Raw genomic sequence first — 14,795 nt, 5'->3', positions numbered from 1 at the left:
TCCGTGATTGATTTTTAATATTTAATTTTATTGACATTTTAATAGGAAAAGCAAATGACGTTTACAATTGTCTTTTTAACCGTAATTACAACATTTATTTTATTTAAAATAAAAACCATTTCTGAGAGGCAGCAATTGAATTCAAAGGTGGAAAAACGCCTTTTTATTTCAGGAATTCTTCTTGTCCTATTTATAATAACTAATGCGACCTTACCTTACCCAGAATCGTTATATTGGTTTATTGTTCTGGGAGTTTTAACTGTAATTGGAGTATTATCATTTGATGTAGTTAAAAAAGAATTACATCGCTTTAAACTATTATCATTAAAGGACCGCGTTACAAATGTTGCATTTTACGGTTTGCTAATTACCGTAACTACATTATTCATTTAAAAGTGGTAGAAGGCATTTTCTAAGTGATCAATAGTAAAATCACCCTTTGCCTTAACTATTGCGATAATATCAAAGCGCACCTCAACATCTAGGTCATTAAACGTTACATATTCATTAACTGCTTTAACAAGGTTTTTTATTTGTTTGGGTTTTACAAAATCTTGTGGATTTCCAAAATCTGTTGTGGAACGTGTTTTAACTTCAATAATGGCTAATACGCCTTCTTTTTGCGCAATTATATCAACTTCCGCTTTGTCAAATCTATAATTACGCTCAACGATATCATAGTTATTTTCAAGTAGAAAATCTACTGCTAATTGCTCACCCTTTTTACCTAATTCGTTGTGTTGCGCCATGTTACTAAAGTAGAAAAATAGTATTACTTTTAAGATGTAACATTAAATACCTCGACACATTACTTCGCTACTTGACTTTCCATTTAGCTTCGGGCAGAAAAGCTCCTTGCTTCTAATTTTCTTTTTTCACGGTATCGTATACTCATTTTTACTATTTCGAAAAGGATATATTCATAATAATACCGCTAGCAAATGGCTCAGTCTATTACTATTTCTATATGCAATGTATCTGGTGCCATATATGTTGGGATATGCTGGCTGGTATTCTGATGGTTCAACCCTAACTATATTCTCATTTAAACTATTCACAGTAAACATTTTATTTTTTGTCCCATTTATGCAGGTTTTATTGATTGGTCCTGTGGTGTATTTTTATACCAAAAGCTTATTAAATGCAAGTTTTAAGATTTCGAAAAACGACTATATCCACTTTATTCCAGCAGTATTATATGGCATTTATAGTTTAATAATCTTCGTAACCGACAAATTAATTTTAGATAACTACTACTTTTATGCCGATGGTAGAGATAAAGATTTAGCCAATTGGTATCAAGTTGTTGGTCTTATCTCGATGATATTTTACCTCGTTTTAAGTCTTCGGTACTATTCAGGCTACAAAAAACTGATTTTTGAAAAAGTAAGTTATGCAGACACATTACTTTTTAAATGGATTCGAAATTTTATGATTGCTTTTCTTGCAATTTTAATTCTTAGAGTTGTATTCTTTATCACAAATCCTGAATGGGGAAATTTCGGAAGTCAATTTTGGCACTACATCGCATTTTCGTTTGTATTTTATTACATCGCTGTTACTGGATATAGCAACATCATAAAACAAACAACTCTGAGAAATGAAAATTTAAAAGTCATTAATGTTTTTGAAGATGACATTTCAGTTAAAAAAACCACATCAAAATCAGATTCTACTGAACCAAATGTTTTAAAATGGAAAGATGAGCTTTCTAGTTTGATGATTCAAAAAAAACTATTTGAAAATCCGCGTTTAACACTCTCGGATGTGGCTGATGAATTAGATACCACTACAAAGACCATATCTTCGGTTGTAAATTCTGGTTTTAACATGAATTTTAATGATTTTGTAAACCATTACAGAATTGAAGCCGTAAAAGACAAGTTGGATAAAGGTGAGCAAACAACATCTACCCTTTTAGGAATTGCCTTAGACTGTGGCTTTAACAGCAAAGCCACTTTTAATAGAGCATTTAAAAAAAGTACAGATTTATCACCCAAGGCTTATTTAGATCAATTAGCCAAAAAATAGGTCTCAAATCAAGATTTGAAGCGTTTGATGTTGATTTTTACTAGATTTTTGCTTCAAATTAAAATTCATCATGAAAAAAACTATCACGCAACTTGCCTTACTACTTTCAATTTCACTAGTTGCACAACAGCAAATTAAACAAATTGATTCCATCGTCAATTCTAAAATTAATGTAAATGACCCTGGTTTGGCTGTTGGTATTATTAAAGATGGAACCATAATTTATGAAAAATATCGTGGACTCTCGAACCTTCAACATCAAGTGAAATTTGATGAAAAGACAAGGTCAAATATTGCATCTACAGCAAAACAGTTTACAGCCTTGATGGTTTTAGATTTGTCATTAAATAACAAACTCAATTTAGATGATGATATAAGAAAGTACCTTCCAAAACTCTATGAAAAAGTTACAGATAAAATTAGAGTAAGGCACCTTTTAAATCACACAAGTGGCATTAGAGACTATGTAGAACTATTAGATTTAGAAGGCGATGTTTGGTGGAGAAGGTTTGGATATGATAATGACGATGTGCTAGAGTTATTGCAAAAACAAGAGGAGCTAGGTTTTAAACCAGGCACAACATACAGTTACAGTAATTCTAACTACAATGTACTTGCCAAAATTATTGAAAAGATAACGGGCGACACATTTAGTGCGTATTCTAAAACGTTCTTTGAAAATTTAGGGATGAATGAAACCTCTTTCGTAGAAAGATATATGAAAGTAATTCCTAATAGAGCAAACCCTTATTCAGATTGGGGAAGAGGAGAATGGTGGGAAGTGCCAACAGTGACCAAAACCAATGGCGAAGGTTTTTTATACACTACTTTAAAAGACCAATTAACGTATGAAATGGCTGTTCAAAATGCAAAAAGAGATAAAAACCGTCTTTTGATTGAAAGTCAAAAACCCATACCTAATAGTGACATTACAACCTATGGGTTTGGGTTAGAATTGGAAAGTAGATTAGGTAGAACTGCTGTCCACCATTCGGGAGGAACATATGGCTTTCACTCACAAACCTATCGTTTCCCTGAAGAACAACTAACCGTTTTTATTATGAGTAATAATGGGAATATTAGTAGCAACTTGATCGCAAAACAAATTGCTGAAATTCTTCTGCCAAAATCGAACAAAAAGATAGCATATGACAAACAATTTTATCAAAAAAACAATGAAGATAACGTGACTATTTTAGGAAAATACATCTATCCAAATGAAGATAAAATCGTTGAAATCATAGATAAAGAAGGGAAAATATTTTGGCAAGAGCGCAACTTTACCGTAGGAATGGTATCAGAGGATAAAAATGTGTTTTCATTTACAAACAATACAAAATTAAAAGTAGTTTTTTATGAGGATAAAATGACAGAATATTATACTTCTGGTAAAACTATGATTTATAATAGAATTGAAGAATCGTCAATTTCCTTAGCCGATTTAGAGGCCTCTGTCGGTACATATAATAACAAAGAATTGGATATAAATTTTGATTTAAAACTAACCAAAGAAAATAACTTAAAACTTAAATTATCTACTGATAAAGGTTTTAACGATGTAATAGTGTACAATAAACAATACTTGCAAGCAAATAACTTTTTTTTGAAAGTAAAAAAAGATCAATTTAATAGAGTTACAGAATTACTACTTACCTATGGTAGAGCTAAAAATATTAGATTCATCAAAAAGACGAACCTAAAATTTCAACCAAAAATTGAAACCGATAATGGCTCTATAAATGTCACTACCATTGGCGCAAAAGATGGTGAGACATCAGACATTTTATTAACTAAAAACTATCCTAACGGAAATGAAATTTGGTTTAAGACATTTGGTGGAAGTAGTTATGATAAAGCCAGTTCAATTCTGGCAACAGAAGACGGTTATTTAATTGTTGGCTCTACAAGCTCTTATGGTAATGGCAACTACGATATGTTTGTGATTAAAACAGATAAAAAAGGAAATAAAATCTGGCAGAATACCTATGGTGACTTCTACAACGAATATGGTTATTCAGCAGAAAAAACAGACACTGGATATTTAATAAAAGGAACCATTCAAGATTGCACATCTAACTCAGATGTTTTTAATAGAACCTGTACAACAAATGTGTGGTTTGTATCTATCGATAAAAAAGGAAATAAAATTTCCAGCAAGGTATTAGAAGAATTCAAATAAATCTTGCATCACACTTTAATAAGAAATGATTGATTTGTCTTTTTGCACTACTAATTTAATTTTAGCGCCTAAAACCAAAGCCCTATTATCTGGTTCATGACCCGCTGGCATATTAAAGGCAATAGGGAAATCGTATTCTGAGAGCGCATCTAAAATCAGTTGTTCAATAGAAGTTCCCCAAAGCGTAGTGTTTTTCCTTAGCTTGCTCATATCGCCCACCATAAGTCCTTTACAATTATCAAAATAGCCAGCGCGTTTAAGGCTTTGAAGCATACGGTCAATATGATACTTATATTCGCCTATTTCTTCTATAAACAGAATTTTACCAGAAGTATCAATACTAGTTTCAGAACCAAGCATAGTATGTAACATGGTGAGATTACCGCCAACCAATTGGCCAATAGCCTCACCTTCTTTGTTATAAGACGAGCCTTCTAATTGATAATTATTAGGGTTACCGAATAAAGCCGATTTAAATGTATCTACAGTGTCTTGAATCTCGGACAAATCTTTAGTTAAACTTACACACATTAGGGCGTGAAGCGATTCAAACCCTTCATTATGTAACTGGCTGTGAAGTGCAGTAATATCAGAATAGCCTATCACCCATTTGGGATGTTTCCTAAATTGTGTATAATCTAATTTGTCTAATATTCTAACTGTTCCATAACCACCTCTTGCACACCAAATAGCACTTACTGATGGGTCATCCATAGCATTTTGAAAATCCTCACAGCGCTCTTCATCCGTACCAGCAAAATGATCGGCCTGATTAAAAACATGCTTTCCAACAATGGGATGTAAACCCCATGATTTCAGCAAACTAACAGCTTGTTGTATTTCCCCTTCCCTACTTTTTAAAATTCCCGATGGCGCTACAATGGCCACGGTATCGCCAGCTTTAAGATATGGTGGTTGAATCAAACTCGTAATATTTTTAGTAGAAACCGTTCCTTGTGATTCAATACTATTAAACGCAACAATTGTGTTTATAATTAGAATAAATCGAACAATTTTAGACATGTGGTAAAAGTACATTTTTTTTCAGTATAGCTTATATAATATGTACTTTTGTAACTTCCAAAAATTGAGTTTAGTATGTCAAAACGATACACCATTACAGCAGCCTTGCCTTACACCAATGGACCAATCCATATTGGTCATTTAGCGGGTGTTTACGTCCCTGCGGATATCTACTCGAGATATCTTAGACTAAGAGGAAATGATGTTGCCTTCATTTGCGGAAGTGATGAGCATGGTGTCCCTATTACTATCAAGGCAAAAAAAGAGGGCGTTACGCCACAAGCCATCGTTGATAAATTCCACGCCATTATTAAAACGTCCTTCGAAGAATTTGGTATTACATTTGACAATTACTCAAGAACATCAGCTAAAATTCACCACGACACCGCTTCAGAATTTTTCAAAACGCTTTACGACAAAAATGAATTTGTTGAGGAAGTCTCAGAACAACTTTATGATGCCGAGGCCAATCAATTTTTAGCAGACCGCTTTGTCATAGGTACTTGTCCAAAATGTGGCTATGAAGAAGCCTATGGCGACCAATGCGAAAACTGCGGCACCAGTCATAACGCTACGGATTTAATCAATCCAAAATCTGCAATCACGGGTAATACACCAACATTAAAGGAGACTAAACATTGGTTTTTACCATTAAATAAGCACCAGGACTTTTTAGAAGAGTGGATCTTAAAAGATCATAAAAAAGATTGGAAGCCTAATGTTTACGGACAAGTTAAGTCCTGGATTGATGATGGTTTGCGCCCTAGAGCTGTTACAAGAGACTTGGATTGGGGCATTCCGGTACCTGTTGAAGGTGGCGAAGGAAAGGTACTTTATGTTTGGTTCGATGCACCTATTGGTTATATTTCTTCTACTAAGGAGTGGGCGGAGCGCGAAGGCAAAAATTGGGAAGACTATTGGAAAAACGAGGATACTACCCTAATCCACTTTATTGGTAAGGATAATATTGTATTTCACTGCATTATTTTTCCGGCCATGTTAAAGGCAGAAGGCTCGTATATATTACCAGAAAATGTACCTGCCAATGAGTTTCTCAATTTAGAGGGAAATAAACTATCTACCTCCAAGAATTGGGCCGTTTGGTTACCCGATTATTTAAAGGATTTTCCCAATCAGCAAGATGTACTTAGATATGCTTTAACCGCTAATGCTCCAGAAACCAAGGACAACGACTTTACATGGAAAGATTTTCAAGCAAGAAATAATAATGAACTGGTTGCTATTTTTGGTAACTTCATCAACCGCGTGGTAGTATTAACCAACAAATACTACGATGGTGTGGTTCCAAAACCATCAGAATACACCGAAGTAGATACAGCTACTTTAACTGAATTAAAAGCATATCCTGCTGTGATTGCAAGCTCAATTGAGCGTTTTCGTTTTAGGGAAGCTAGCCAAGAGCTAATGAATTTAGCACGCCTAGGAAATAAATACCTTGCCGATGAGGAACCGTGGAAAACTATAAAAACAGACCAAGAGCGAACTCAGACTATTATGTATGTGGCGCTTCAAATAGCCTCAGCACTTTCTATATTGTCAGAGCCATTCTTACCCTTTACATCGACAAAATTAAAAGGCATTCTGCAACATTCTCATTTGGCCAATAATTCATCTTGGGATACCATTGCTAACAACATTGATTTGCTACCTTGTAATCATAAGATAGGTAAAGCAGAATTATTATTCTCTAAAATTGAAGATAGTACCATTCAAATCCAACTCGATAAACTCGAAGCCAGCAAAAAAGCCAATGAAGCCTTAAATGCTAAGGCAGAGCCGCAAAAAGAGGAAATCTCGTTTGAAGATTTTACCAAACTAGACTTGCGCGTAGGAACTATTCTTGAAGCAGAGAAAATGCCGAAAACCAAAAAGCTATTGGTACTTAAAGTTGATACTGGTGTGGATGTGAGAACCATTGTTTCTGGTATTGCAGAGAGTTTCTCTGCAGATGAAGTGGTTGGAAAACGAGTTACAGTTTTAGTTAATCTTGCTCCACGTAAACTCAGAGGTGTTGAGAGCCAAGGCATGATTCTAATGACCGAGGATGAGAGTGGTAATTTGGTGTTTGTTAACCCAGATAAGGATGGGCAAGTAAAAAATGGTTTAAAAATCAGTTAATCCCATTAAACGTTTTTATCTCGTATTAGTCCTATGACTTAGAATATTGTAACCATTAGGATGGTTCATAATATTGCGTTAAAGGGTGTAAGATTTTCCTGCCTTTAAATTATTTTTATGGTGGTTTGCTTGATATTCAAATGCTATGAATTATGAAAGAAAAAGAATTCCAATTTAAAGGTCTATTAATAGTTTTTATTTTTTGCTTTATCGGTGTTTCCTACGGACAAGATAATTCAGACTTTATCATTAAAAAGTTTGAAGATTACTCTGCTTTTCCAAGAGAATACACCTATGTCCATCTCAACAAATCCATTTATATTAAAGGTGAGATGATGGGTTTTACGGCCTATGTTTTCGATAAATTTGATCGTACACCTTCAACAGCTACCACAAACCTCTATTGTGTAGTCAAAGACTCCACCAAACAAATCTTAAAGAAAAAGCTCATTAGAGTTAAAGATGGTGTAGCGTCCAATGTCCTTAATATAGATTCTACATTTACCTCTGGGAACTATACTGTAGATTTCTATACCAACTGGATGCGAAATTTTAATGAAAACAATTATTTCACACAAAACTTTACAGTTATAGACCCAGAAAAGCAGCAATTTGTAGAAACCACTTCCGAAGCATCGGTTTATGATGTTCAGGTATTAGCAGAAGGTGGTCATCTGGTTGAAAACATTCAGAATACCATTGCTATTATTGTTAAGGACCAAAGAGGTCTTGGTATAAAAAATGCTTCTGGCCGAATTGTTGATATGAACGGTGAAATAATAACCGAATTTCAATTGGATAATCAAGGTATCGGCAAAACCATTTTAAACCCTTTACGAGGCGAACCCTATAAAGTAGTTATTTTAGATCCTGAAGGTGATGTGATTGAAAAAACTATTTCTTCAGTAGAAGCTTATGGCATTAATATGAGTATATCTCCATTAAAAGATGATATCATCGTTACGCTTAGAACCAATGATAAAACGCTGAAGAATATAAAATCAGATATATATACCATTGGCATTCACAACGGAAAAGGAATGGTTAAAACCAATGTATCTTTTAACAGCGAACCAGTAATCAACCAAAAGGTTAATGGCAGTTCCTTGTTTTCTGGTATCAACGTTATTACTGTATTCAATCAACAGAATCAACCCGTTTTAGAACGACTTTATTTTAATCACTCTTCTATTAAAACCAGTGAAGTCACTGTTAGCCCTAAAGCTAGAGTTAGTTTAGACACGGTTAAACTTCAATTGTTGGCTAAGACCATTGTTGATACCTCTAAGTTACAGAACGTCAGTATCTCTGTGCTCCCAAGTAATACAAAATCTTATAATTTTGATGGTGGAATTGCATCAAGAATATATTTAGAGCCTTATGTAAAAGGCTATATTGAAAACGCTTCTTACTATTTTTCTGGATCTACACCAAAAATTAAGTACGACCTCGATAATTTATTGTTGGCCCAAGGCTGGAGCAGTTATGATTGGAAAACCATTTTCAGTTATCCACCTTTAATTCGTAACGACTTTGAATTTGGTATAAGTATAGACGCTACTATTAATTCTAAAAACCCAGAAGGCAGTTACTTTTCGTATCCCATAAAAAATAATACCTCAGAGATTTTTGTACTAGATAATACCAATAATACTTTTAGCCAAAAAGGTTTATTCCCTGAAGAAGGTGAGGCTTATAGATTGAGTAAAGGCGATTCTTATACAAAGCCTGGTGCCAATGTGAGGTTCTTTCCTTATGAATTTCCAGATTTTGATATAGACATAAAACCGTATAATGTAAACGATAAAAACGTCCTCGCCTACTCTACAAGCAGTACCGATGGTATAAAAGAACAGTCTTGGAAAGACTCGGAAGTTGAGGAACTTGATGAAGTGGTGCTTACTTTAAAAAAGCGTAAAACCCGTATAGAGTCCCTAGGGAAAAAATATTTTGGAAAAATAGCCTTGGTTACAGAGGATGTGCAAGAAAGTAACATAACTCTAGATATATGGTTGCAACGCTATAATTATCTCACGAGAGAAACACCTCAAGGCGATTTATTAATCATTGACCCAACAGCAGCACTGTCTAATGGTGGCCAGACACCACTGATTTACTTGGACGATGTTTTATTGTCAGACGCAAGAATTCTTCTCAATTTCCGGATGGAAGAAATTGATTATGTGGTTATGGATAAACAAGGTGGCAATACCGGAATACGAGGTGCGGCAGGCGAATTACGTATTTATACACGACCGTTACTAGATAGAAAACTGAATAGAGACAATGTTTCAGAATACCCTTTTCCCTTGGCATTTGAGACAAACAAAACCTATTTTACACCAAAGTACCAGTTGTTTGACACACCTTTCTTTAGAGATTACGGTGTTATATCCTGGCAGCCCAACCTTAAATTTGAAGCACCAGGACGCTTAGACCTTAAGTTTTTCAATACCGAAACCTCAGAAATTAAGTTGTTTATACAAGGGTTTATTAACGAAGATACATTTATCTCGGAAATAAAAACGGTAGACTTAAGTGCTACAAGAGTTGATTAATCCCACAAACACTTGCAGTTGCTAAAGATTGCGTTTCATCCCATCTACAAACACCCCTTGCCAGAAGGCCATCGCTTTCCTATGGAAAAGTATGATTTGTTACCTCAGCAACTCCGGCATGAAGGCACGTGTTCTCAAGCTAATTTTTTTGAACCTAAAAGACCAAACGATAAATACATTCTCACAGTCCACGAGCCTGACTACTATTACGATTTGGTAAATATTACTTTAGACCCTCGCGCTGCTCGCAAAATTGGATTTCCATTGAGTGAAGTTTTGGTAGAACGCGAAATCATTATTGCAGATGGCACTATTAAGGCAAGTGAATATGCTCTACAATATGGTATTGCCATGAATATCGCAGGTGGTACCCACCATGCCTACACCAATCGTGGAGAGGCCTTTTGTTTGTTAAATGACCAAGCCATTGGTGCACGTTACCTTCAAAGTAACGGCCTGGCTAAAAAAATACTCATCGTAGACCTAGATGTGCATCAAGGTAATGGTACGGCGGAGATTTTTGAGAATGACAACTCCGTGTTTACGTTTTCAATGCATGGTAAAAGCAACTATCCCTTTAAAAAAGAACAGAGCGATTTAGATATTGCCCTCGAAAATAATACAGATGACGCTACCTATCTCAGTATATTAAGAGACACCTTACCAAAGCTTATTGAAGCAGAACAACCCGATTTTATTTACTACTTATGTGGTGTCGATGTTATTTCAACAGATAAGCTGGGTAAATTAGGGATGTCGGTGGAGGGTTGTAAGGAGCGTGACTGCTTTGTTTTAGAACAATGCCAAACTCGTAATATACCAGTAATGTGCAGTATGGGAGGTGGTTACTCTCCAGATATAAGGACCATAGTAGATGCACATGCCAACACCTTTCGTTTGGCACAGACGCTCTATTTTTAGCCATGGACTTTAGCGAAAATTAGAATAATTACGAATTGGTCTAAATTTCTCATATCAAAGAAGTTGAACTTTAGATTGAACAAATTAGTAAGTATCTTTACATAAAACTTAAAAATTATGTTATCAAAAACTATAGAAGCTGCACTAAACAAACAAATACGTATAGAAGCTGAATCATCCCAGGTCTATTTGGCAATGGCCGTTTGGGCAGAAGTCAAAGGTCTAGAAGGCATTTCAAACTTTATGTATGACCAATCCGATGAAGAACGTGAGCATATGCTTAAACTAGTAAAGTTTGTAAACGAACGTGGTGGCCATGCTCATGTCTCGGAGCTCAATGCGCCCAATGTAACCTTTAAGGGTTATAAGGAAATGTTTGAAAAATTATTAGAACATGAAATCTTTGTATCTAATAGTATTAATGATTTGGTACATATCTCGCTTCAGGAAAAAGACTACGCCACACATAATTTCTTACAATGGTATGTTGCAGAGCAAATTGAAGAAGAAGCTGTGGCAAGAACGATACTTGACAAGGTAAATATGATTGGTGATGATAAAGGAGGCCTTTATTTATTCGATAGAGACATTCAGCAACTAACGGTAAGCTCCGCTGCCCAAGATTTAGGATCGGAGGAGTAAAACTGTTAAAGTTTATTTAGAATAAATTAAAATAATTATTTTTGTTTCAAAATAGAGCCATTTATTTTGGGCAAGAAAAAGAAAAGTAAAACGTTAAAAAAAGAACGTATCAAAGTTCTTAAGTCTTCGGGTATAGAAGGTCTTGGCAAAGTAAAATCCAAGTGCTGTAAGAAGTATAAAAAGGCGGAATATAAACGCTGTAAAAAATGCCCTTGTTTTGATTTAATAAAGAAAGTCGCTTAACGTCATTTAAACTCCATTACACCAATTAAAATAACAGTATAAAAAAAGAGCGGCCAAAAGCCGCTCTTTTTATGAATTAATATGCTACGGATTATTTACCAAGCATTAATAGTTCGTTACAAACCACTTCGGTTGTATAGCGTTTAATGCCATCTTTATCTTCCCAAGAGCGTGTAGTGAGCTTTCCTTCTATGGCAACCTCTTTTCCTTTGCCTACATACTTTTCTACGATCTGGGCTGTTTTTCCCCAAGCTACAATATTATGCCATTGGGTATCTGTTACCTTCTCCCCTTGCGCCGTTTTATAGCTCTCATTGGTAGCTATTGAGAATTTAGCGAGTGTTTTACCAGACTCTAGATTAATGATTTCTGGATCGTTACCCAGGTTTCCAATCAACTGTACTTTGTTTCTTAGCGTGTTCATAATTTTAAATTTTTAATGTTAAACAGTTAATACTATTGAACCTTCAGTGATTCAACGGTACAAATATGAAACGCCTTGGAAACTCTATTCGGTAATTAGATATTTATTTTCGTTTATAAGCGTTTGTAAATATTTATATTGCGTAATACCATTGCCTTTATTGATATCTAATAAATTAGGTACATAAGTAGTATAAAGTTAATACCTTTGTTATGCTTCATTTAAATCAAACATTGGTCAATGGCAAAAATCTTTAGAAAAATAAGACAGAATATGATTAAGGATAAAAAGGTCATTAATTATCTTCTTTATGCTATTGGAGAAATTATACTCGTCGTTATTGGAATTTTAATTGCGTTAAGTATCAATAATTCAAATGAATTAAGAAAAACACAAGAGGCAGAGAAAGTCTATCTAAAAGAAATAAAGAGTGATCTAATTCAAGATACCTTATTGTTGTCTCAAGTCATTCAAGATCACAAATGGCGAATTGCTCAATTAATGTCTCAAGACTCTACTATTGACTTCATTTTTGAAGAAATTATTGGTAAGCTTCCTAAAGTAGCAGGAGTATCTGAATTAGAATATATTTTCTTTACCGACAGAAAATTTCGTCCCAAAATTGGAACTTATAATGCAATGATATCTGAGGGAAAATCAAATATTATAAGTAATCGTGAGCTATTTAATACTATTCAAAATATCTATGAATTGGAAGCCCAAAACATCATCAATATCGGAGATGATGTATTGGATCGTTCTAATGAATTGCGCAATAAATATGCGTATGAAATAAAATATGGTGATTTTAGCTCACCAATTAAAATTACAGACAAAGGAATATTAGCTGATATTTACATTTCTTCCAGACAACTTAATTATTATACAAGGCAATCAGTTTCATTAAAAAAGAGCATAACAGAGTTAATCGAGCTCATAGATATTGAATACCAATCTTTAGAAAAGAATAACCAAAGCTAACTTAAGACATATATATTTCTGTGCTTGTCATCCACTTTTAGTAATTGTAACAAATTTGAAACTTCCACGTCCTATTGCTCTAAACAATATAAATGAAAAATCAAATTCTACTATTTCTTGCATTAGTATTATTTAGTGCCTGTAACAACTCAACTAAATCGAACACAACTAATCAGCCAACTCTAAATGATTATCAGCTTGGCGAGAAATGGGTCTGGAAATATAAAGGAGTGACTACTGAAGGAGAAGTACGCTCTGATGGTAAAGATACAAGAGAAATAGTAAGTTTTGACGGAGTCCCAGGTATGACTATTGGAAAAGATACTATTCCCGTTACCGAAATCGTTAAACCAGATGTAAGCGAAACACCGAAGTACGACTGGCCTCTTGAAGTAGGCAAAAAATGGAAATATGAAAACAGTTGGACAAGTCAAGACGGAACTACTGGGAACCAAAGTCAGAATGCCGAAGTACTATCATACCAAGAAGAAACTGTAGGAGCAGGAACCTTTATGGCCTACACAATTAAATACACTGGAAAAACGATTAATTCCAGAGGATATAACGCAAATGAAACAGAAGTTTGGTTATATGCACCTGCTGTAAAAAACTTCATTAAACTTACTCAAAATCAAGGTGATTTTCACTACGTGGAAGAATTAATCGAATATTCAAAGCCACAATAAATAAACGAAAGCAAAACATCGTGTATAGCTCATTGCGGCTGAATTCCTAATCGGAATTTCAAGCCTTTTTGCTAAATTTATGGTTTGCTACGCCAGTCGCTTCGCTCGTGTCGGCGGAATGATACTCGCGTACCATTCCGCATCGAAACCATAGCCAAAATCTAAAGCATTAAAAAATGAGAGATTCCCAAATTAGAAGTTCTCTTCACTATCTGACGTATATTGAACATTCTGAGAGCCTTAAATTAGCTGCGGATGACAATTTACCTCGTGTCATCGAGTTGTCTAAAACCTGGCACTTGAACAACAATAGAGTGAAAGTCTTGGGTTTATTAAGTGCAACTTTATTGCTTTACGCATTATCAATCGAATTAATTTTAAAAGCAAGGGCTCTTTATATTGAAAAGGAAAGAATAAAAAGTGGAGAAATTGATTCTTATCAAAGTTTTTTAAAACAATGGAAAGGAAAAAGTAACGGACATGATGTTGAAAAATTAATCGAACACTACAAAATACAGATTTCTGAAAGTGATAAAGATTTAATTAAGAATTTCAAACAGCATATGATATGGGCAGGTCGATTTCCATATCCTATTAATAACGAACAGACTCGGGCTATGGAAAGTAGTGGAAGAAAAACTGGCTCAATAAACAATAAACACGATCAAATTGTGCAGGCTTTTATTGACAAACAAAAATTCGAAATGTTTAAATAACGCTTTACAACAATGTGTATAGTTCATTGCGGCTGAATTTCTAATCGGAATTCATTGCAATTTGCTATCTTTCGGTTACGGCGGAAAATCATAGCTGATTTTCCGCAACGAGCCATACACAAACAAGTTGTGCTTCATTATGACCAACCTCTTCCCAAATGATAAAATTCTTTAGATTATTGAAACTTAATTTTGCAAGGCAAAATCAAAGGTCTAGTAGACCTTTGGTTGAGATAGCCGCTTGCGGACAAA

At 34.6% G+C, this 14,795-nt stretch carries 13 protein-coding genes; 10 read left to right on the top strand and 3 right to left on the bottom strand.

The window, feature by feature from the left end:
* Window positions 1-54 precede the first annotated feature (54 nt).
* A complete protein-coding gene (locus J4050_RS14605) occupies window positions 55-393 on the top strand; it encodes a hypothetical protein (protein ID WP_208155344.1) in 339 nt (112 codons plus the stop codon).
* Here the strand turns inward: J4050_RS14605 and J4050_RS14600 are convergent.
* Window positions 390-749, bottom strand: coding sequence for a YraN family protein (locus J4050_RS14600; RefSeq protein WP_208155342.1), 360 nt, complete (start codon window positions 747-749; stop codon window positions 390-392). The two genes, J4050_RS14605 and J4050_RS14600, sit on opposite strands and share 4 nt — an antisense overlap.
* 223 nt (window positions 750-972) lie before the next feature.
* Here J4050_RS14600 and J4050_RS14595 point away from each other — a divergent pair, with 223 nt between their 5' ends.
* Entirely contained in the window at window positions 973-2,031 is a 1,059-nt protein-coding gene (locus J4050_RS14595; RefSeq protein ID WP_243878655.1) for a helix-turn-helix domain-containing protein, read from the top strand.
* A gap of 70 nt (window positions 2,032-2,101) precedes the next feature.
* A complete protein-coding gene (locus tag J4050_RS14590) occupies window positions 2,102-4,210 on the top strand; it encodes a serine hydrolase domain-containing protein (RefSeq protein WP_208155340.1) in 2,109 nt (702 codons plus the stop codon).
* A 15-nt stretch (window positions 4,211-4,225) separates the two neighbouring features.
* On the opposite strand, the gene J4050_RS14585 is transcribed toward J4050_RS14590, so the two are convergent.
* Complete coding sequence (locus J4050_RS14585) at window positions 4,226-5,233, bottom strand: S66 peptidase family protein (protein WP_208155338.1); 1,008 nt, start codon at window positions 5,231-5,233, stop codon at window positions 4,226-4,228.
* Window positions 5,234-5,308: 75 nt separating this feature from the next.
* Between J4050_RS14585 and metG the strand changes: the two genes are divergently transcribed.
* The 4 genes from metG to J4050_RS14565 all read left to right on the top strand — a co-directional run bounded on the left by metG (window position 5,309) and on the right by J4050_RS14565 (window position 11,493).
* Window positions 5,309-7,372: a methionine--tRNA ligase gene (gene metG, locus J4050_RS14580; RefSeq protein ID WP_208155336.1), complete on the top strand. Its 2,064-nt coding sequence runs from the start codon at window positions 5,309-5,311 to the stop codon at window positions 7,370-7,372.
* 152 nt (window positions 7,373-7,524) lie between these two features.
* The gene (locus J4050_RS14575; protein WP_208155335.1) at window positions 7,525-9,930 is read left to right on the top strand and encodes a hypothetical protein; all 2,406 of its coding nucleotides are present in this window, start codon (window positions 7,525-7,527) and stop codon (window positions 9,928-9,930) included.
* Window positions 9,931-9,948: 18 nt separating this feature from the next.
* Window positions 9,949-10,851 carry a histone deacetylase family protein gene (locus tag J4050_RS14570; RefSeq protein ID WP_208155334.1) on the top strand — a complete coding sequence of 301 codons (903 nt, stop codon included), beginning with the start codon at window positions 9,949-9,951 and terminating at the stop codon, window positions 10,849-10,851.
* Window positions 10,852-10,968: 117 nt separating this feature from the next.
* On the top strand, window positions 10,969-11,493 hold the full coding sequence (locus tag J4050_RS14565) for a ferritin (protein ID WP_208155333.1): 525 nt from the start codon (window positions 10,969-10,971) through the stop codon (window positions 11,491-11,493).
* 334 nt (window positions 11,494-11,827) lie between these two features.
* Here the strand turns inward: J4050_RS14565 and J4050_RS14560 are convergent, their stop codons facing one another.
* On the bottom strand, window positions 11,828-12,160 hold the full coding sequence (locus J4050_RS14560) for a single-stranded DNA-binding protein (protein ID WP_208155332.1): 333 nt from the start codon (window positions 12,158-12,160) through the stop codon (window positions 11,828-11,830).
* A 240-nt stretch (window positions 12,161-12,400) separates the two neighbouring features.
* Between J4050_RS14560 and J4050_RS14555 the strand changes: the two genes are divergently transcribed.
* From J4050_RS14555 to J4050_RS14545, 3 genes are all read left to right on the top strand, one after another.
* A complete protein-coding gene (locus J4050_RS14555; RefSeq protein ID WP_208155331.1) occupies window positions 12,401-13,141 on the top strand; it encodes a DUF6090 family protein in 741 nt (246 codons plus the stop codon).
* A gap of 92 nt (window positions 13,142-13,233) precedes the next feature.
* Window positions 13,234-13,827, top strand: a complete 594-nt coding sequence (locus J4050_RS14550; RefSeq protein WP_208155330.1) for a hypothetical protein — start codon at window positions 13,234-13,236, stop codon at window positions 13,825-13,827.
* A gap of 176 nt (window positions 13,828-14,003) precedes the next feature.
* Window positions 14,004-14,543: a hypothetical protein gene (locus tag J4050_RS14545; protein WP_208155329.1), complete on the top strand. Its 540-nt coding sequence runs from the start codon at window positions 14,004-14,006 to the stop codon at window positions 14,541-14,543.
* Window positions 14,544-14,795: the final 252 nt, after the last annotated feature.

Origin of the sequence: Winogradskyella pelagia (genome assembly GCF_017581965.1) — a bacterium.
Lineage (GTDB): Bacteria > Bacteroidota > Bacteroidia > Flavobacteriales > Flavobacteriaceae > Winogradskyella > Winogradskyella pelagia.
This window is presented reverse-complemented; position numbering and strand designations above follow the sequence as displayed.